Genomic DNA, 17,022 nt, shown 5'->3' with positions numbered 1-17,022 from the left:
GCCGCGACACGCCCGCGTCGCGACGCCGGGATCTGCCCCGGCAATCGCTGTGCAGCAGGGCCCGGGAAGGGCATGATCGAGAGGAGAAGCACGGACGGCGAAGGAGACCTGACATGACCCGCGTGCGCCTCGACCTCTTCGCCTCTCTCGACGGCTACGCGCCGGCGCCCTCGGCGGACCACCCCAGCGACCACCCGATGGGTGAGGACTGGGGCGCGGTCACCGCGGCGTACACCGCGACCCGCACGTTCCGTGAGCGCGTCCTCGGCGACACCAGCGGCGAGGACGCGGGCGACCTTGACGACCAGTACGCCGCCGCGGCCGTCGAAGGCGTCGGCGCCGAGATCATGGGCGCGGCCATGTTCGGGCTGCACACCTTCCCCGACGACCCGGACTGGAAGGGCTGGTGGGGAGACCAGCCCCCGTTCGGCACCCCCGTCTACGTGCTCACCCACACCGCACCCCGCCCGTCGATCGAGATGACCGGCGGGACGACGTTCCACTTCCGCGACGACACCCTCGACGCCGTGCTCGCCGAGGCGAGCGAGGCCGCCGACGGCCAGGACGTGCGCGTCGGTGGGGGCATCGGCACCGCGCGCGACTTCCTCCGCGCCGGCCTGGTCGACGACCTGCACGTCATGGTCGCCCCTGTCCTGCTCGACCGCGGCGTCCGGGTCTGGGACGAGCTGCGCGGTCTCGAGCGCACCCACCGGGTGACCTCCGAGGTCGCCGAGAGCGGCACGATCCACCTCAGCTTCAGGAGGGACTAGTCCGCGCCGGCTACTCGCAGGCGATCCCGTCGCCGTCGCGGTCCAGGTGCGGGCCGTAGCCGGGGTCGCCGCGACGGACGGGCGCGAGCCCGGCGGCGCGCGCTGCGTCGCAGTTCGGCAGCGCCCGCTCGCTCGGGTCGGTGACGGCCTGGTCGACCCGCACCGGCGCCCCGGAGTCCGGCGTGGCGGGCTGGTCCGGGCAGTCGGCCAGGACCCGCTCGATCGCGGCACGCTCGGCGGGCGTGACCCACAGCTCGTACTTGGCCTTCACGCTCACCTGACGCGCGACGTAGTCGCACCGGAAGGGCCGGTACGGCGGCAGCCAGGTGGCCGCGTCACCGTCGCCCTTCTGCCGGTTCGCCCCGGCGTCGACGGGCAGCAGGTTGAGCGGGTCGTTGGCCAGCGCCGCCCGCTGGGCGACCTCCCAGCCGAAGGCGCCGGTGGCCCAGGCGTTGCCGAGCGCCACCACGTGGTCGACGTCGACCAGGGCGCCGTGGCCGTAGACGAACTCGATCACGTCACCGGTGTAGGGATCCGCGAGCGTCCCCGAGGTGACGACACAGTCGCGGGTGCCGGGCTTGAGGACGAGGTCGGTCAGGTGGGCGGCGAGCACGTCGTTGCGGGTGTCGCACCCGTTGCGGTCGGCGTCCAACCAGGCCGGGCCGAACCGGTCCCGGTCGTAGCCGGTCATCGGCGCCCGGCCCTTGACCTCGAGGGTCGCCAGGAGCGCTGCCGCCGAGTCGGCGGCCGGCGGTGCAGGGGGCGCAGGGGGCGCGGGGGGCGCGGGGGTGGTCTGCTCCGCGCGCGGCTCGGCGGTCGAGGGCCCGGGCTCCACCAGGGTGCAGCCGGCCAGCGCGACCAGCGCGACCAGGCACGCCGCCACTGCCCTCGGCGTACGTGAGGACAGCCGGCTTTCCATGGGGCGACGATAAGCCGGGGGCTTGGGCCGGGCGAGCTTCTTCGTCGCAACGCGCGGTCCCGGACGGGGACCTCGGGGTCAGTCGACGGATCCGGGAGAGGTGCTCGCGACCTCGTCCCGAGAAGCCAGGGGCTGGATGACCCGCCCCGGGACCAGGTAGGCCCCGCCGGCCGCCCCGACCGCGACCACGAGCAACCAGGCCGCGTAGCCCGCGAAGTGCCCCAGCAGGGGGCGGTAGTCGAGCACCGGGTCGGCGGCCACCCTCAGGGTGAAGAGCAGCGCGACGAGAGCGACGACGGTCGTCGTCCACGCGGGGAGGTTCCCGGTGACGACGAGCCCGACGTACGGCACCAGGAGTGCCGACCCCACGCAGAACGGCAGGTAGGCGAAGACGTTGACGCCGAACCATCCGCCCGGCTCGATCTCGGCGGTGAGCGACGTGTCGACCGGCCCGACGAAGAGGGCGTAGCCCAGCAGCGCCCAGCCGGCGAGCAACGGGAGCAGGGCCCACCGGACCGTCCCTCGGACGTACGCCTCACGCAGGACGGCAGGGGGCAGCGGGGCGTCGAGCTCGCTCTTCTCGGGAATCCTCACGGCAGTCATCCTGTCGGGTACGACGCGGGTGGAGTGGTCGCTGATGTGCAGGGATCGTGCAGGTTTCGTGCACGACGCCGGACGAACCTGGCAGCGGAGCCCACCACCTGCGACAGTCCCGGCATGCAGACGACACCGCCGCCAGGTCGGGTGCTCCGCCGTGGTTACGCAGGCGTGGTCCTGCTGCTGGTCGGGTGGCTGGTGACGCAGGCGTGGCTGAGCGCGCCGGAGTGGTCACCGGCGGCCGCGCCGGACCCTGCGGCCGAGCGAGCCGAAGGCCGGCGCCTGGCCGACCTGCACCGGGAGGCCTCCCTGGGCGCCGTCACCGGTCTCGTCCGCACGCCCGACGGGGCCGGCGTCCCGGGCGTCGAGGTCCGGATCGACCGGTTCGGGGTCTCCTCGTCGGAGGGGCTGCAGGCCACCCGGACCGACTCCGCCGGCCGCTTCACGTTCCGGCGACTACCGGTCCGCTGGTACCAGGTCGACGTGTACGACGACGGACGGGTGGCGCCGAGCGACACCGCCGAGCGGGCGACCAAGGTGGTGGGCGGCTCGACGGTGGAGGCCGCCGACCTGGTCGTTGGTCGCCCGTCGCCCTAGACCGCTATCTAGATACTGTGCATACTTAGATACATGACCGACGCTCCGCACTGGCCTGCGCCCTGGATCCGGGCGGGCCTCGACCTGGCCGTCCTGGGCAGCCTCACCCGAGGGCCGCGGCACGGGTACGCCATCGCCCAGGAGCTGGCCGCCCACGGCTTCGGCCTGCTCAAGGGCGGGTCGCTCTACCCGGTCCTGAACCGGCTCGAGGAAGCCGGCAGCGTGGAGGCCGCCTGGGTCGAGGGCACGGGCGGCCCCGGAAAGCGGGAGTACCACCTAACGGCCGCGGGTCGTACGCGGTTGCAGGCGGAGCTGACGCAGTGGCGCGAGCTCGCGGACACGTTGAGCGAGATGGCGCGGACCGACGACCCCAGCACGGGAGGAACCCGATGAGCGAGACCGACGAGCGATCCGCGGACGTGAAGCGCTGGCTCGACGAGGCCCGCGTCGGCCTCGTGCTGGCGCACGTGGCGACCCCGGTGCGCGACGAGATCCTCGAGCAGGCCCGCGACCTGGTCGCCCAGACCGGGGAGACCCCGGCGGAGCTCTTCGGTCCGCCCCGCGCGTGGGTGGAGGAGCAGCTCGCCGAGCGCCGGAGCCAGGGGCAGCCCTCGGTGGCGCCCGAACCGAGCGCGAGCTGGCGCGACGTACCCGTCATGGGGATGTATCTCGCCGCCGCCCTCGCCGCGGTCTTCCTCCTCGTCGCTCTGGTCGAGGAGGGCTGGGACCTCGACTACGACCTGGGGATCCTCGTCTTCCCGGTCGTCGGCGGACTGCTGATGACGACCGCTCTCACGGTGTGGGAGAAGACGCTCTCCCACCGCCCTCTCGGCGTCGCTGTCGCGGCGGGCGGGACGGTGATGGTGGGCGGGAGCCTGCTCCTGGCCCTGCTGATCGGATGGATCCGGGAGCACCCCGTCGCCGAGGGCGGCGCGTGGCAGCTCGTGCTGATGGTCCTGGCGTGCACCGTGGCGGGCCAGGTCCTCGACCGGCTGCTCCCGGCCGAGAAGCCCGTCCCCTGGCGCGCGCCGCGGGACGACGACGAGTGGCTCGGGGTGCTGGCCGGCGTGCTGCGCCTGCGCGCCGACATGCCCGAGCCGCGAGTGAGCACCATCGTGGCCGAGGCGCGTGCCCACGCCCTCGAGGCGGGCTCCACCCTGCAGGAGGAGTTCGGGCGCCCCGAGGACTACGCGGCACAGTTCCCGAGGGACGCGAAGAACCGCACCCGGCGCAAGGTCTGGTTCTTCTCGGCACTGGCCGCGATCGCGGCGTTCACGGCCCTGCCCCCCGACGGCAGCTGGTCGGCCGCGCTCCTCGCCCTCGGGTGGGCCGCCCTGGCCGCCTGGGAGTGGCGTCAGGTGCGGCGCTCCTCGGCGCCGTCCGCGGAGGGGTGAGCCTGAGGGCCGGCGATGCCAGGATGGACGGCATGCCCACGCCCCGCGTCGTCGCCGTCAGTCGCGACGAGACCCACCGGTTCAGCAAGGTGCCGACGGAGTCGATCACCCTGGTGGCCGGGCTCGGCGTGCTCGGCGACGCCCACGCCGGCACCCTGGTCCAGCACCGCTCGAGGGTGCGTCGCGACCCCAACCAGCCCAACCTGCGACAGGTCCACCTGATCCACGCCGAGCTGTTCGACGACGCCCGCGCGCTGGGCTACGAGCTGGGTCCGGGCGACCTCGGCGAGAACGTGCTCACCGCGGACCTCGACCTGCTCGCCCTCCCGACCGGGACGCTGCTCGACCTCGGCGGGCCCGTCGTACGACTGACGGGGCTGCGCAACCCGTGCGTGCAGATCAACAAGTTCCAGCCGGGGCTGCTCAAGGTGGTGCTCGCCAGCGCGGACGGTACGCCGGCCGAGGTGCCCGCACCCCCGACCGGCTCGCCCGAGGCGGGGAGAGCCTCGGTGGTCCGCAAGGCCGGCGTGATGGCCGTGGTGGAGCGCGGCGGTGACGTGGCCCCGGGCCGACCGATCACGGTGACGCTGCCCGACGGGCCCCGCACGCCACTGGCTCCGGTCTAGGTCATGTCCGAGCACGACGGAACGCCTCGTCGCCCGGTCTACCTGGACCACAACGCCACGACGCCGGTCGACCCGGCGGTGACCGAGGCCGCGCTGCCCTACCTGCGGGAGCACTTCGGCAACCCCTCGAGCTCGCACGCCTTCGGGGCCGAGCCGCACCGGGCCGTGGCGCGGGCCCGCTCGGAGGTGGCCGCGTTCCTCGGCGCCCAGGAGCAGAGAGGACAGGTGGTGTTCACCGGGTCCGGCTCCGAGGCGAACCTGCTGGCCATCCGCGGCAGCGTGCTCTCCGCGACCTCGCCCAGGTCGCACGTCATCACCCAGGCCACCGAGCACCCGTCGGTCCTCGGCACCTGTGAGGCGCTCGCGCGGCACCACGGCACCCGCGTCTCGGTGCTGCCGGTCTCCGACGACGGCGTGGTGGACCCGGACCTGCTGGCCCGGCTGCTGCAGCAGCCCTCCTCCGGGGCGACCGCAGGCGAACGGACGGTCGTCTCGGTGATGGCCGCCAACAACGAGACCGGCGCGCTGCAGCCGGTCCGGGAGCTGGCCGCCGTCGCGCACCAGCACGGCGCGCTCCTGCACTGCGACGCGGCTCAGGCGGCAGGGAAGATCCCGCTCGACGTGGAGTCGCTGGGCGTCGACCTGCTCACCGTGGTCGGGCACAAGATGTATGCCCCGAAGGGGATCGCGGCCCTCTACGTGCGCGCCGGGGTCGACCTCGAGCCGGTGGTCTACGGCGGCGGGCAGGAGGCCGGTCTCCGCGCGGGGACCGAGAACGTGGCGCTCGTCGTCGCCCTGGGGACGGCGGCCCGCCTCGCCGCCGAGGACCTGGCCGCCGGTGCGGAACAGCGGGTCTCGGGGTTGCGCGACCGGCTGCACCACGCGCTCGACAGCGGGCTGCCCGGCCGGGTCCGGCTCAACGGACCCGTGCGCGAGCGGCTTCCCAACACGCTCAACGTCAGCGTGGACGGCGTTCTGGGACACGAGCTGCTCGACTCGGTGCCGACGGTGGCGGCCTCGACCGGGTCGGCGTGCCACAGCGGCGAGCACACGCCGTCGCCGGTGCTGACCGCGATGGGAGCCGACCGCGACCGCGCCCTGGGCGCCCTCCGGCTCTCGCTGGGGCGCTGGACCACGGCCGAGGACGTCGACCTCGCCGCGGCGGGGCTGGTGCGCGCGGCCTCCGTCAGGACTCCGGCTCGTCCATGATCAGGCGCTGGCCGCCGTCGGCCAGCTCGCGGGCCAGGTCGAGGTGCCCGGCATGGGTCGCGGTCTCGACGAGGACGTGCACCAGGACCTCCCGCAACGAGGAGTACGGCGCATCGCCAGCCCCCTCGAACCACCAGAGCGGCTTCGCGTCCAGGTCCAGGTCGGCCACGGCCTCCGTGGCGAGGCGGCACTCCTGCGCATACTGCTCGAGCAGCTCCTCGTCGCTGAGCTCCTCCGGCGCCCGCCACCCGTCGTACCCCTCGGCGAGCTGCACCTCCTCGCCCGCCATCACCGCGCGGAACCAGAGCCGCTCGACGTCCAGGGTCAGGTGCCGGACGAGACCTCGCGGCGTCCAGCCGGAGGGGACCTGGGTGCTGCGACGCGCCTCGACCGTCATGGCGCGCACCTGCTCCGCGACGTGCGCCCGCTTGTAGTCGAGCCAGAGCAGCAGCTCGGCCCTGGTCCGCTGCTCCGAGGTCGATCCCATGTGAGCAATCAACCGGAGGGGCTCGCCACGCGTCAATGGCCCGAGACCTCTTGACAAGAATTCTTGTCAGAGCCACGGTGGACGGATGCAGGACGTCGAAGTCATCGAGCTCCCCGAGGCGGCCGCGGTCGCCCTCGACCCGGTCCGCGCCCGGCTGCTCGCCGAGCTGACCGTCCCGGCGTCGGCCGCCGGACTGGCCGCCCGGGTCGGCATCGGGCGGCAGAAGGTCAACTACCACCTCAAGGCGCTGGAGGCCCACGGGCTGGTCGAGCTGGCCGAGGAGCGGCGGCACGGCGGGATCACCGAGCGGGTGCTGCGGGCCTCCGCGGCGTCGTACGTCGTCTCGCCCGCCGCGGTCAGCGCGTCGGCCGCCGACCCCGACGCCAACGCCGACCACCTCTCGGCCGGCTACCTGGTCGCCCTCGCGGGTCGTCTGGTGCGCGAGGTCGGCGCCCTGGCCCGCCGTGCCGGCGCCTCCGGCAAGCGGCTGCCGACGCTCACCATCGACACCCGGATCGGCTTCCGGTCCGCGGAGGACCGGGCCGCCTTCGCCGACGACCTGACCGCGGCGGTGCTCGACCTGGCCGCCCGCTACCACCACGACGACGGGCGCCCGCACCGGCTCGTGGTCGCCGCCCACCCCCTGCCCGAGAGCACGCCCGAGAGCCAGACCAGCACCGAGACCAGCACCGAGGAGCAGCCATGACCGCCACCCCGCACGTCCCCTACCGCCTCGAGTTCAGCGTCGAGGTGCCCGGCACCGCCGAGCAGGTCTGGCAGGCCGTCGCCACCGCCCGCGGCATGAGCGCCTGGTTCCTGCCGACCGAGCTGGAGGAGCGCGAGGGCGGCGCCGTGCACTTCGCCATGGGCCCCGAGATGGGCTCCGACGGGCACGTCACCGCCTGGGAGCCGCCGCACCGGTTGGCCTACGAGGAGGACTGGGCGGCGCTGATGGGCAAGGAGCCCGACGAGCTCAGCCCGATGACCTCGGAGTTCCTGGTCGAGGCGCGCTCCGGCGGCACCTGCGTGGTCCGGGTGACCACCAGCGGGTTCGGCACCGGCGCCGACTGGGAGTCGGAGTTCTGGGACGACATGGGGCTCAACTGGAAGCCCTACTTCGACAACCTGCGGCTCTACCTGACCCACTTCCCCGGCCAGGAGGCGACACAGCTGGAGGTCAGCGTCGAGCTGCCCGGCGACGCCGACGCCCTCTGGACCCGGCTGCACGACGAGCTGGGGCTGGGCGAGGTGGGCGCGGTCGTCGACGTACGCGGCACCCCCGGCGTCGTCGAACGGCTCGGGGTGCGGATGGCCCTGGTTCGGCTTACCGGTCCGGTGCCGGGGCTGCTCAGCGTCTACGTCCACGACTACGCCGAGGCCGCCGCCTCCGCGACCGCCGGCGTGCGCGCCTACCTGTTCTCCGAGGAGGCGGCCAACTTCGTGAAGCGCGAAGAGCCGGCCTGGAAGGCGTGGCTGGAGGGGCTGGCGGGGCTGGCGGGGCTGGCGACTGTGTAGTCCGCACATCCCCAGCAGGGCGCCCAGCACCCTTCGATCCGACGCCCGAGACGTCCGTTGACCCCGCTTCGCGCCCACGGATAGCGTCCGGCACCCCACGCCAGGACCAGGGAGCCCCCATGCTGCGACCGCTCGCCACCGCCCTTGCCACCGCCGCCCTGATGCTCACCGGCCTGACGGCACCCACCTCGGCCGCCTCCCACCCCCGCCCGTCCCCCCAGGAGGAGCGCCGACCCATCGTGTTCGTGCACGGGTCGTCGGGCTCCGGGTCGCAGTTCGAGAGCCAGGCCCAGCGGTACGCGTCGAACGGCTACCCGGTGTCGTGGATCGAGGCGCACGAGTACGACTCGACGTTCGCGACCAACTCGCTGGCCGACGTCCACGCCGCACTCGACGCCCGGATCGACGCCCTGCGCGAGCGCACCGGCGCCGAGCAGGTCGACGTCCTGGCCCACTCGTTGGGCACCTACGTGCTTCAGCGGTACCTGACCAGCTCGCCCGAGCGGGCGGCCGAGGTCGCGCACTACGTGAACCTCGACGGCGCCCCGGCGACCGAGCCTCCCGGCGGCGTCGAGACCCTCGCCGTCTGGGGGGAGAACAACGCCGCGGCGGAGATCACCGGCGCCCGCAACGTGCACCTCGACGACCAGGGCCACACCGAGACGGTCACCTCGCCCGAGTCGTTCACCGAGGCGTACACGTTCTTCACCGACAAGGCACCGAGGACGACCGAGGTGGTCCGGGCCTCCGGGCGCATCGACGTCTCCGGCCGCGCCGTGCTGTTTCCCAGCAACGTCGGCGTCGACGGCGCGACCCTCGAGGTGCACCGGGTCAGCACGCACAGCGGCCGACGGATCGGTCGCCGCCCGGTCGCCACCTACCAGCTCTCCGGCGACGGGTCGTTCGGTCCGTTCAAGGCCTCCCCGACGGCGTCCTACGAGTTCGCGCTGATCTGGCCGGGCGGGCCGACCCACCACTTCTACCGCCAGCCGTTCCGGCGCTCCGACTCGCTCGTCCGGCTGCTCGCCAGCACCCCCGGCACCGGACTGGACGCCGCCACCGAGAAGAGCGACGCCCACGTGAACCTCACCGTGAACCGCAACAAGGAGTGGTGGGGCGACCAGGGTGAGGCAGGTGACACCCTGACCATCAGCGGGCAGAACGTGCTGACCCCCGCGGTCGCGCCCCGGAAGCGCCGGATCATCGGGATGTTCGCCTTCGACGCCGGCACCGACAAGGTGAGCGCCACCAACGCGGTGCTGCCCGCCTTCGCCTCGCTCCCGTTCATCACGGGCACGGACGTCTACCTCCCGGCGTCCGAGCGCGGGACCGTGCGGCTGGTGGCGAAGGCCCGCGGGGAGCGCCGCCCCCAGGTGATCAACGTCCCGGCGCTCCCGTCGAGCGAGCACCGCATCAGCGTGCAGTTCGACGACTTCGTGCCGCGTCTTCGCTGACCGGGACAGATGACGTCTCTCCTCCTCGCTCTCGCCAGGGTCCCGGGACCACTCGTCGCCGGCTTCTTCGCCACGATCGGGTCCTGGGGCTTGGCCATGGCTGTCATGACCGACTGCACCAACCGGTACAGCTGTTCCACCGGCACCTGTGAGCCCTGTGTAGCCACGAACGCCGTCCTGATCGGAGCCTGGGCGGTGCAGGGGGCCCTCTTCGTGCTCGCCGTCGGGCTGTGGCTGTCGGCGGTCGTACGACGGCTGCCTCGGCGCACCCTCGTGCTGCTGGCACTGTTGGTGCCCCTGGTCTCGGTCCTCATGTTCGCGGGCACGGAGTGGCTGTCCGACCGGACGTACTGCCGGCCAGGACAGGACCCCGGGGGCTACGAGGATCTGTGCGACGTACATCCCTAGCGTTGACCGCTGGTCAAGATCATCAATTTGAGGGACACCCTGAGCAGCCCTCGCGCTCGTACAGTCGGAAGGCGGCCGACCGCTCGGCACGGCGCCGAACCCGCTCGTCGGCTGCTCCCAGGAGAAGCCCATGAACACAGCGTCCAAGCTGGTGGCGGCAGGCGCGACCAGCGTCCTGCTCGCCGGGGTGGCCGTGTCGTCCGGAACTGCCACCGCAGGTCCCGACCGGTCCCAGGTCAGTGCCTCCAAGGCGTCGAAGCACGGCGTCACCCCCCGCGACCCGTTGGCGAAGAAGTTCGTGCGCGGGGTCTCCCTCGACGAGATCACCGAGCACCAGGTTGCGCTCCAGCGGATCGCGACCCTCAACGACGACACCCGCGAGGTGTTCTCCCCCGGCTACCGGGAGTCGGTCGACTACGTCGTGGACACGCTGCGTGACGCCGGCCTGCGGGTGCGCATCGACCAGTTCAACTACCCGATCTGGGAGGAGACACAGCCGCCGGTGCTCAACCAGGTCTCCCCGACCCCGACGACGTACACCCCCGGCGACGCCGAGGACGACAACCAGCCGTCGGTGGACTTCATCACGATGGCGAACTCCCCCACCGTGGAGCTGACCGACGCGCCCGTCTTCCCGGTCGGCGGCATCGTCGACCCGCCCACGGGTGGCTCGACCAGCGGCTGTGCGGCCGCCGACTACGCCGGCGTCGAGGGCAAGGTCGCCCTGGTGCAGCGCGGGACGTGCGCCTTCGTCGACAAGTGGCAGCTGGCCCAGGCGGCCGGCGCCACCGGCGTGATCATCTACAACGAGGGCAACACCCCCGAGCGGCAGAACCCGATCTTCGTCGACAACCAGCCCGAACCGGAGGCCACGATCGCCGCGGTGATCTCCAGCTACCGGGTGGGCAACCAGCTGCTCCAGGCGTACAAGGCGGGCCAGAACCCGACGGTCGACCTCAAGGTCTACGGCCAGTTCACCGACCGCTTCCTGCCGCAGGTGATCGCCGAGACCCGCGGCGGCGACCCGGACCACGTCGTCGTGGTCGGCGCGCACCTCGACTCCGTGCCTGCGGGGCCGGGGATCAACGACGACGGCTCGGGGGTGGCGACGCTGCTCGCCCAGGCCGAGGAGATCGGCGAGGGCCGGCACAAGCTGCGCAACAAGATCCGGTTCGCGTTCTGGGGGGCGGAGGAGAACGGCCTGGTCGGGTCGATCTACTACGCACTCGAGCTGAGCCAGCGCGAGGTCGACAAGATCGACGTGATGCTCGACTACGACATGCTCGCCTCGTCGAACTACGTCCGGTTCATCTACGACGGTGACGGCGACGACGCGCCGGACAACCCGGCCGGACCGGAGGGCTCGGGCAAGGTCGAGCAGGTGCACGACGACTGGTTCCGCTCCCAGGGGCTGACCAGCGACCGCGTGCCGTTCGACGGCCGCTCGGACTACGTCGGCTTCACGCTGCGCGGGATCCCCGCGGGCGGCGTCTTCGCCGGGGCCGAGGGCATCAAGACGCCCGAGCAGGCCCGGGAGTACGGCGGCGCGGCCGGCTCCTGGTACGACCCCTGCTACCACCAGCTCTGCGACAACCTGAACACGTTGTTCACCGGGGTGCCGCCGCTGGACGCCGAGGGTCTGGCGCCCGAGGGTGACGACGCCGCGAAGCGGGCCGCCCAGCGGCAGCTGGCCGGTGGGGCGTTGCAGGGCCTGGACGAGATGTCGGACGCGGCGAGCTATGCCGTGTACTACTTCGGCGCCTCGAAGAACCCGTTCGGTACCCGCGGTGGTCACCACGCCGGCAAGTCGAAGAGCAAGGCCCGGGCCGGGGACAGCTACCCCTGGCGGGGACACCAGCGCATGCGTCGCTGAACGGGGATCCAGACGGCCCCTGCACCCGACGGGCAACCGGGTGCAGGGGCGTCCTCTGTCAGGGGGTCTGCTGCGACCACGTGCCCGGCGCGGTCACGTCGAGCACCCAGGTCACCCCGAACCGGTCGGTGACCATGCCGTAGAGCGGAGCCCAGCCGGCCGGCGCGAGCGGCACGACCACGGTCGCGCCCGCGTCGGGCGCGGTCAGCCCATCCCAGTAGCCCGCGATCTCCTCGGCGTCGTCGCCCCGCACGGAGACGAAGTACGGCGCGACGCCGGGCTCGAGCGGCCGGCCCCCGGGGACGTCGTAGGCCATCACCTGGAAGCCGGAGGCGGAGGCGACCTGCCCCCACATCACCTGGTCGGCCTCGGCCGGGTCGGTGACGGCACCCGCGTCGCGGTAGGTGACGGCCGTGAGGTCGCCGCCGAAGACTGCGCGGTAGTGCTCCAAGGCCTCGCGGGCGGTGCCGCGGAGGTTGACGTGGGTGACGGTGGCGATGCTCATGGGTGCTCCTGTGGTCCGGGCGGCCCAGGGTGGCCGCCTCGGACCGAGCCTCTCGGAGGAAGTGGTCAGATCCCGTCCTCTTCTTGCGCCAGACTGACGAGCATGTCCAACCCGTCCGCGCGACTGCTCGCGCTGCTCTCCCTGCTCCAGACCCGTAGGGACTGGTCCGGCGAGCTGCTCGCGGAGCGGATGGCCGTCAGCCCCCGGACGATCCGTCGCGACGTCGACCGGCTCCGGGACCTCGGCTACCGGGTGGCCACCCTCAAGGGTCCCGGCGGTGGCTACCGACTGGAGGCCGGCTCCGACCTGCCACCACTGCTCCTCGACGACGACCAGGCCGTCGCGGTGGCCGTCGCGCTGCAGGTCGCAGCCGTCGACGGCGCGGGGTTGGGCGAGGCCGTCGGGGAGGCGGCGCTGCGGGCGCTGACCACCGTGCGTCAGGTGATGCCGGCGCGGGTGCGGCACCGCGTCGACTCGCTGCCGGTCGAGGTCGTCGCTCCGCCCGGTCGGGCGACCGCCGCCGACCCCGCGGTCCTGCTCGCGCTCGGCGCCGCGATCCGGGCCCGGGAGGTGCTCCGGTTCGACCACCCGGCGGCGGGCGAGGGACCGGCGCGGCGGGTCGAGCCGCACCACCTGGTGACCTGGCGGGGGCACTGGTACCTGCTCGCCTGGGACCTCGACCGCGACGACTGGCGAACCTTTCGCGCCGACCGGATCACCCCGCGGGTCCCGACCGGCCCGCGATTCACCCCGCGCGAGCTGCCCGGCGGCGACGTCACGGCGTACGTCGTGAGCCAGTTCCGCGGCGGCGACGCGAGCGAGTCCGGGACGGGGTGGCCCTGCCGCGGGGAGGTGCTGCTCGACCTTCCGCTCTCTCGGGTGGCGCCCTTCGTCGGGGACGGCGTCGCTGAGCCGGCGGACGACGGGCGGACCCGGCTGGTGCAGGGCTCCTGGTCGTGGGCCGCCCTGGCCGCGTCGCTGTGCCGCTTCGACGCCGACCTCGAGGTGGTCGGACCGCCGGAGCTCGTCGCGGCGTTCGGGGTCCTCGCCGCGCGGGCGGGCCGCGCCGCCGGCTGACGCGGGTCGGCCCTGCCTGTTGGATCTCGCACGGGCCCTCCGGCTAACCTCCCGGCAGGTTGACACTCTGGGGGGAGCAGGATGAGCACGCACGCTGCTGGGTGGTACCCGGATCCGGTTGACGGGGCCAAGCAACGCTACTGGGACGGGTCCGCCTGGACGGCGCAGCGCGACATCGTCGCTCCTCCTCCGCCGGCGACGCGTGGGAAGCGTCCGACCGGACTGTGGTACTTCGTCATCACGATCGCCTCCGCCGGCTTGTTCTCGGCAGTGCCGTTCTTCCACGCGGCCTCCCGTCTGGACAGGCCCCACCTGCGCAAGGTCGGCGCGGCCTTCGCCGCCGCGGGTCTCGTGTCCTTCATCCTGCTCGGCTCGTCGCCCGAGGACGCCGGAGGCACACCGACGGGCTGGGCCGCCGACGCGGGCGGGCTGATGGCGCTCACCGTGATGCTCGTTGCGACGCTCCTGCTCATCGGCCTCCGGCGCGAGGTCTACCGCCCGCGGGTCGTCATGGCTCCGCCGGTCGGCAATGCCGGGGCGATGGCGACCGTCGAGGCGGCCCGCCGGCGGCGGGCCGAGGCACGCCAGCTCGCTGCCCGGGATCCGTTGATGGCTCGCGAGCTCGGGATCGGCCGTCTGGAGTCGCAGCACGGCTACGACGACGGTGGCCTGGTCGACCTCAACGCGGTCAGCGCTCAACAGCTGAGCGCCGTGTGCGGACTACCCCCGGAGACCGCCGCTCAGGTGATCGAGTCGAGGGAGGCGTTGGGCCGTTTCACGCAGGTCGAGGACGCGATCGTGTTCGGGCAGGTCAGCGAGGTGCACGCCCCGGTGCTTCGGGAGCGGGCCATCGTGATCACCGACCCGGTCGGCTGACGAAGCCCCTCAGCCGGAAGTCACCGGCACCTCGAGCGACTCGGCCGCGCAGGTCACCACCTCGAGCACCCAGCGCCAGGTCTCCGGGTCCGTCCCGACCGTCTCGGCGGCGTGGATGATCAAGCAGTCGTCGACGATCTCCAGGTCGACCCGCCGGGTGGTGAGCACCTCGAGCACCTCGGGCCGGAAGAGCGTGCGGTCCAGCAGCGCCTGCACCTCGTCGCGCCGGCCCATCGGGCCGTCCACCGTGAACGCGTCCGCGCCGGGACCGGTGACGGCGATCTTGACCGGAGTGGCGGGGCCGACCGGCAGCGGGAAGTGCCCGCGCGAATCGGCACGGGAGAGCAGCATCAGGTGCGGCAGCGGAGCAGGTGTGCTGAGTCTGGTGGTGGCGAAACCCCACCTCATCGGGACGCCGTTGCGGTAGCCGGCGGTGCACGTGTGCCTGCCCACGGTGAACGACCTCGGCTCGGAAAACGTGAACTGGTCCTCGCTCTGCCGGTTGATCCCCATGCTGAAGACCGCCCCGGGCCTCGACGGAGACGGCACGACGGGCGTGTAGTGCAGGCGGTTGGCCCGGGCGAACCGCGCGAGCCGCCACCGCCGCTCGACCTGCCGCTCCCGGTCCCGGTGAACGAAACGCGCCGCCAGCAGCACGACGACGATCCCCACGGCGACCGCGACCCAGACCAGGCGTGGGTCCCAGATCGCCAGGAACAGCCCGACCACCGTCAGTGGGACTCCGGCCAGCACCGCCGAGCAGCCGACGGCGACGGCGACGCTGGCCCCGCCGGCCTTGGTGGTGGCGTGAGCCGCCTTCCGGTCGTACGGGTCGGTCAGCGCGGTGTAGTCGAGGTCCGGCACATGAGCCTTTCGGTGGGCGCCCGGGCGGGGGATGGCGTGTGCGCACCGCAGCCTAGGTGCCAGGACATCGCGGGGCGCGCGCCTTCCTCGCACTGACCCGCGGTGCCATGCTCGATTGATGAGCCTCGATCCGACCGCAACCAACCCCGACCAGTACAAGGTCATCTTCGAGAACGAACGCGTCCGAGTGCTCGAGTACGTCGACCAGCCGGGCACCGTCACCACTCCGCACGCCCACCCGGACAGCGTGATGTACACGCTGTCCTCGTTCCGCCGGCGACTCGTCCGGGGAGATTTGCAGCGCGACGTGGAGCTTCACGAAGGCGCGGTCTCCTGGCTTCCCGCCCAGCAGCACCACGGCGAGAACATCGGAGATACCCCCACGCACGCGATCTTCGTCGAGCTCAAGGACTCCGCCGAGCCGAGCGCGGAGGGGGAGGTCGGACCCAGCCTGTGACCCGTCGCCCCTCCGGTAGCCGAACCGCTACCCGGCCGGCTCGTCTGCCTCCGCGGCTGCGAAGTACGTCTTCATCTCGTGGAACGCCTCAGGGTCGAGCACGGCCCGAGGGTCAGCGAGCAGATCTTGCTGCACACGCTCCCGCGCGGCGGCGTACATCGCAGGACCGAGGGCGTCCGGCAGGTTGCGCACGTACCAACGCCGGAACAGACGCGCTCCCAGCCGCTGGAGTGCGCGGGCGATCAGCCCGGGGCGCCCTCGTCGGACCCAGAAGCCGACAGCATGGCCAAGAACCAGGGCAATCCCGAACGCGATCGCCATCACGCTGACGGTGGCCACGATCTCGTCACGTGCGAAGTTGTCCGTCAAGGCAAGCAGGCCCCCGTAGTAGACGGGGACCAGCACCTCCATCTGGTCGAGGTACGGGCCGGCCTCATCAGCCACGCCGGCCAACTGCCGGATGGACTCCAGCTCGGGCTTCGCCTCCCACGCGTCTCGCAGGTGACCCCACGCATCTCCGGGCGTCGGTGGGAACGAGAAGGCCGAGTCCTTCGCCTGCTCGACTTCGCTGTAGGTCGTCTCGATGCCCCGCAGCGTGGCCTCCACCCGGTCGGCGGACTCCTGGAGCTCCGCCTGGGGTGGAGTGTGCTGACTCGCGTAGTCGACCGCGTCCCGGATCTCCTCCTGGTGGTCGACCACGTACTGGGCGTGGCGGTACTCCTCGGCCAGGTTGGGCACGGCGGCCAGCGCATCGCGGCCCTTGCCGCCGACCGTCTCCGCGTCGCTGAGCGCCACGCTCGCCGCTGCGCCCGCCCCGTAGGCCTTGATCCCCATCTCCAGGATCGCGCCCAGCACGAGTCGCCCGAGCTCCCCCCTGCGCTTCCAGGCGGGGTGCTTCCAGAAAGGGAGCTCAGTGTCGGCCGCTGAAGCCTCCGCGACGGACTCCGGCCCGAGAACCGCTTGAGTCCGATCAGGCATGGCAGCTCGTTCCCCGAGAGATCCGCCGGCGTCCATGCGAACCTCCCCATCACCGGCGCCTCGCGGCACCCCGAAGCTGCGTCAACCCCTCACCTGTGTCCCGCTACCCATTCGGGCGAGACCGGCAAACCTGGCCATCGCCGCATCCTGGGACCGATGCTGTGTGCGCGGGCAGGCCGTCGGGCGTGAGCACGACGGATGCGGACCACGCTGATCACGAACAGTCCCGCTGCGCTTGCCATCGTGGCGTAGATGGGCAGCCGCTGCTCCGGTCGCACGATCAGGAGGAATCCCAGCAGGAAGACGAACGCTGCGGCGAGGAACACCGCTGCCACCTTGTCCACCTTCCGCGCGAACGGTCCGATCAGCGCCTGGTGTGGTCGATCGTCACTCGGGGTCATACCGCTCCTTGTTCC

21 protein-coding genes and 1 pseudogene are annotated in these 17,022 nt (G+C 72.5%); 14 read left to right on the top strand and 8 right to left on the bottom strand.

The genetic code is table 11. The annotated features are described in order from the left end of the window. Positions 1-113: 113 nt before the first annotated feature. Positions 114-770 carry a dihydrofolate reductase family protein gene (locus tag H8838_RS00820; protein ID WP_181309971.1) on the top strand — a complete coding sequence of 219 codons (657 nt, stop codon included), beginning with the start codon at positions 114-116 and terminating at the stop codon, positions 768-770. 10 nt (positions 771-780) lie between these two features. Here H8838_RS00820 and H8838_RS20370 read toward each other — a convergent pair whose 3' ends face one another. The 3 genes and pseudogenes from H8838_RS20370 to H8838_RS00810 all read right to left on the bottom strand — a co-directional run bounded on the left by H8838_RS20370 (position 781) and on the right by H8838_RS00810 (position 2,283). Further along, positions 781-933, bottom strand: a complete 153-nt coding sequence (locus H8838_RS20370; RefSeq protein WP_224766550.1) for an excalibur calcium-binding domain-containing protein — start codon at positions 931-933, stop codon at positions 781-783. Between the two features lie 27 nt (positions 934-960). Continuing rightward, positions 961-1,689, bottom strand: a pseudogene (locus H8838_RS20255) (HNH endonuclease family protein); the annotation flags it as partial. 78 nt (positions 1,690-1,767) lie between these two features. Beyond that, positions 1,768-2,283, bottom strand: coding sequence for a hypothetical protein (locus H8838_RS00810; protein ID WP_185995454.1), 516 nt, complete (start codon positions 2,281-2,283; stop codon positions 1,768-1,770). A gap of 123 nt (positions 2,284-2,406) precedes the next feature. Between H8838_RS00810 and H8838_RS00805 the strand changes: the two genes are divergently transcribed. Genes H8838_RS00805 through H8838_RS00785 form a run of 5 tightly spaced genes read left to right on the top strand, consistent with a single transcriptional unit; the run spans position 2,407 to position 6,112 of the window. After that, on the top strand, positions 2,407-2,883 hold the full coding sequence (locus H8838_RS00805) for a carboxypeptidase-like regulatory domain-containing protein (protein WP_185995455.1): 477 nt from the start codon (positions 2,407-2,409) through the stop codon (positions 2,881-2,883). Between the two features lie 33 nt (positions 2,884-2,916). After that, on the top strand, positions 2,917-3,276 hold the full coding sequence (locus tag H8838_RS00800) for a PadR family transcriptional regulator (protein ID WP_185995456.1): 360 nt from the start codon (positions 2,917-2,919) through the stop codon (positions 3,274-3,276). Continuing rightward, on the top strand, positions 3,273-4,277 hold the full coding sequence (locus tag H8838_RS00795; protein ID WP_185995457.1) for a hypothetical protein: 1,005 nt from the start codon (positions 3,273-3,275) through the stop codon (positions 4,275-4,277). Before H8838_RS00800 ends, H8838_RS00795 begins: the two co-directional genes overlap by 4 nt. Positions 4,278-4,309: 32 nt before the next feature. Next, positions 4,310-4,903 (top strand): MOSC domain-containing protein, encoded by a 594-nt coding sequence (locus H8838_RS00790; RefSeq protein WP_181309977.1) that lies wholly within the window; start codon positions 4,310-4,312, stop codon positions 4,901-4,903. A 3-nt stretch (positions 4,904-4,906) separates the two neighbouring features. Continuing rightward, complete coding sequence (locus H8838_RS00785; RefSeq protein ID WP_181309978.1) at positions 4,907-6,112, top strand: cysteine desulfurase family protein; 1,206 nt, start codon at positions 4,907-4,909, stop codon at positions 6,110-6,112. On the opposite strand, the gene H8838_RS00780 is transcribed toward H8838_RS00785, so the two are convergent. Continuing rightward, a complete protein-coding gene (locus H8838_RS00780; RefSeq protein WP_185995458.1) occupies positions 6,090-6,599 on the bottom strand; it encodes a DinB family protein in 510 nt (169 codons plus the stop codon). The two genes, H8838_RS00785 and H8838_RS00780, sit on opposite strands and share 23 nt — an antisense overlap. 85 nt (positions 6,600-6,684) lie before the next feature. Between H8838_RS00780 and H8838_RS00775 the strand changes: the two genes are divergently transcribed. The 5 genes from H8838_RS00775 to H8838_RS00755 all read left to right on the top strand — a co-directional run bounded on the left by H8838_RS00775 (position 6,685) and on the right by H8838_RS00755 (position 11,849). Continuing rightward, positions 6,685-7,305: an ArsR/SmtB family transcription factor gene (locus H8838_RS00775; protein ID WP_185995459.1), complete on the top strand. Its 621-nt coding sequence runs from the start codon at positions 6,685-6,687 to the stop codon at positions 7,303-7,305. Continuing rightward, a complete protein-coding gene (locus tag H8838_RS00770) occupies positions 7,302-8,114 on the top strand; it encodes an SRPBCC family protein (protein WP_185995460.1) in 813 nt (270 codons plus the stop codon). The genes H8838_RS00775 and H8838_RS00770 overlap by 4 nt, the downstream gene beginning before the upstream one ends. A gap of 119 nt (positions 8,115-8,233) precedes the next feature. After that, positions 8,234-9,568: an alpha/beta fold hydrolase gene (locus H8838_RS00765; protein ID WP_185995461.1), complete on the top strand. Its 1,335-nt coding sequence runs from the start codon at positions 8,234-8,236 to the stop codon at positions 9,566-9,568. Positions 9,569-9,664: 96 nt separating this feature from the next. Continuing rightward, complete coding sequence (locus H8838_RS00760; RefSeq protein ID WP_185995462.1) at positions 9,665-9,976, top strand: hypothetical protein; 312 nt, start codon at positions 9,665-9,667, stop codon at positions 9,974-9,976. A gap of 130 nt (positions 9,977-10,106) precedes the next feature. Then, positions 10,107-11,849: a M28 family metallopeptidase gene (locus H8838_RS00755; RefSeq protein WP_185995463.1), complete on the top strand. Its 1,743-nt coding sequence runs from the start codon at positions 10,107-10,109 to the stop codon at positions 11,847-11,849. A gap of 58 nt (positions 11,850-11,907) precedes the next feature. Here the strand turns inward: H8838_RS00755 and H8838_RS00750 are convergent, their stop codons facing one another. Next, positions 11,908-12,354: a VOC family protein gene (locus tag H8838_RS00750; RefSeq protein ID WP_185995464.1), complete on the bottom strand. Its 447-nt coding sequence runs from the start codon at positions 12,352-12,354 to the stop codon at positions 11,908-11,910. Positions 12,355-12,456: 102 nt separating this feature from the next. Here H8838_RS00750 and H8838_RS00745 point away from each other — a divergent pair, with 102 nt between their 5' ends. Both H8838_RS00745 and H8838_RS00740 read left to right on the top strand, forming a co-directional pair. Beyond that, positions 12,457-13,431: a helix-turn-helix transcriptional regulator gene (locus H8838_RS00745; RefSeq protein ID WP_185995465.1), complete on the top strand. Its 975-nt coding sequence runs from the start codon at positions 12,457-12,459 to the stop codon at positions 13,429-13,431. An 81-nt stretch (positions 13,432-13,512) separates the two neighbouring features. Next, positions 13,513-14,307, top strand: coding sequence for a DUF2510 domain-containing protein (locus H8838_RS00740; protein ID WP_185995466.1), 795 nt, complete (start codon positions 13,513-13,515; stop codon positions 14,305-14,307). 9 nt (positions 14,308-14,316) lie between these two features. On the opposite strand, the gene H8838_RS00735 is transcribed toward H8838_RS00740, so the two are convergent. After that, positions 14,317-15,171: a hypothetical protein gene (locus tag H8838_RS00735; RefSeq protein WP_185995467.1), complete on the bottom strand. Its 855-nt coding sequence runs from the start codon at positions 15,169-15,171 to the stop codon at positions 14,317-14,319. Between the two features lie 118 nt (positions 15,172-15,289). On the opposite strand from H8838_RS00735, the gene H8838_RS00730 reads away from it, so the two are divergent. Next, positions 15,290-15,628: a cupin domain-containing protein gene (locus H8838_RS00730; protein ID WP_185995468.1), complete on the top strand. Its 339-nt coding sequence runs from the start codon at positions 15,290-15,292 to the stop codon at positions 15,626-15,628. Between the two features lie 27 nt (positions 15,629-15,655). Here H8838_RS00730 and H8838_RS00725 read toward each other — a convergent pair whose 3' ends face one another. Both H8838_RS00725 and H8838_RS00720 read right to left on the bottom strand, forming a co-directional pair. Beyond that, entirely contained in the window at positions 15,656-16,483 is an 828-nt protein-coding gene (locus H8838_RS00725) for a hypothetical protein (RefSeq protein WP_185995469.1), read from the bottom strand. Positions 16,484-16,695: 212 nt separating this feature from the next. Beyond that, a complete protein-coding gene (locus tag H8838_RS00720; protein WP_181309991.1) occupies positions 16,696-17,007 on the bottom strand; it encodes a hypothetical protein in 312 nt (103 codons plus the stop codon). Positions 17,008-17,022: the final 15 nt, after the last annotated feature.

Source organism: Nocardioides campestrisoli, assembly GCF_013624435.2.
In the GTDB taxonomy this organism is placed as follows: domain Bacteria; phylum Actinomycetota; class Actinomycetes; order Propionibacteriales; family Nocardioidaceae; genus Nocardioides; species Nocardioides campestrisoli.
The sequence above is the reverse complement of the archived record's forward strand: the minus strand, read 5'-3'. Positions and strand labels throughout refer to the sequence as shown.

Coding starts and splice junctions, on each gene's coding strand:
- H8838_RS00760 (WP_185995462.1), top strand. CDS start 9,665: ATGGCTGTCATGACCGACTGCACCAACCGGTACAGCTGTTCCACCGGC.
- H8838_RS00765 (WP_185995461.1), top strand. CDS start 8,234: ATGCTGCGACCGCTCGCCACCGCCCTTGCCACCGCCGCCCTGATGCTC.
- H8838_RS00745 (WP_185995465.1), top strand. CDS start 12,457: ATGTCCAACCCGTCCGCGCGACTGCTCGCGCTGCTCTCCCTGCTCCAG.
- H8838_RS00775 (WP_185995459.1), top strand. CDS start 6,685: ATGCAGGACGTCGAAGTCATCGAGCTCCCCGAGGCGGCCGCGGTCGCC.
- H8838_RS00800 (WP_185995456.1), top strand. CDS start 2,917: ATGACCGACGCTCCGCACTGGCCTGCGCCCTGGATCCGGGCGGGCCTC.
- H8838_RS00720 (WP_181309991.1), bottom strand. CDS start 17,007: ATGACCCCGAGTGACGATCGACCACACCAGGCGCTGATCGGACCGTTC.
- H8838_RS00755 (WP_185995463.1), top strand. CDS start 10,107: ATGAACACAGCGTCCAAGCTGGTGGCGGCAGGCGCGACCAGCGTCCTG.
- H8838_RS00750 (WP_185995464.1), bottom strand. CDS start 12,354: ATGAGCATCGCCACCGTCACCCACGTCAACCTCCGCGGCACCGCCCGC.
- H8838_RS00820 (WP_181309971.1), top strand. CDS start 114: ATGACCCGCGTGCGCCTCGACCTCTTCGCCTCTCTCGACGGCTACGCG.
- H8838_RS00740 (WP_185995466.1), top strand. CDS start 13,513: ATGAGCACGCACGCTGCTGGGTGGTACCCGGATCCGGTTGACGGGGCC.
- H8838_RS00770 (WP_185995460.1), top strand. CDS start 7,302: ATGACCGCCACCCCGCACGTCCCCTACCGCCTCGAGTTCAGCGTCGAG.
- H8838_RS00790 (WP_181309977.1), top strand. CDS start 4,310: ATGCCCACGCCCCGCGTCGTCGCCGTCAGTCGCGACGAGACCCACCGG.
- H8838_RS00730 (WP_185995468.1), top strand. CDS start 15,290: ATGAGCCTCGATCCGACCGCAACCAACCCCGACCAGTACAAGGTCATC.
- H8838_RS00780 (WP_185995458.1), bottom strand. CDS start 6,599: ATGGGATCGACCTCGGAGCAGCGGACCAGGGCCGAGCTGCTGCTCTGG.
- H8838_RS00805 (WP_185995455.1), top strand. CDS start 2,407: ATGCAGACGACACCGCCGCCAGGTCGGGTGCTCCGCCGTGGTTACGCA.
- H8838_RS00785 (WP_181309978.1), top strand. CDS start 4,907: ATGTCCGAGCACGACGGAACGCCTCGTCGCCCGGTCTACCTGGACCAC.
- H8838_RS00795 (WP_185995457.1), top strand. CDS start 3,273: ATGAGCGAGACCGACGAGCGATCCGCGGACGTGAAGCGCTGGCTCGAC.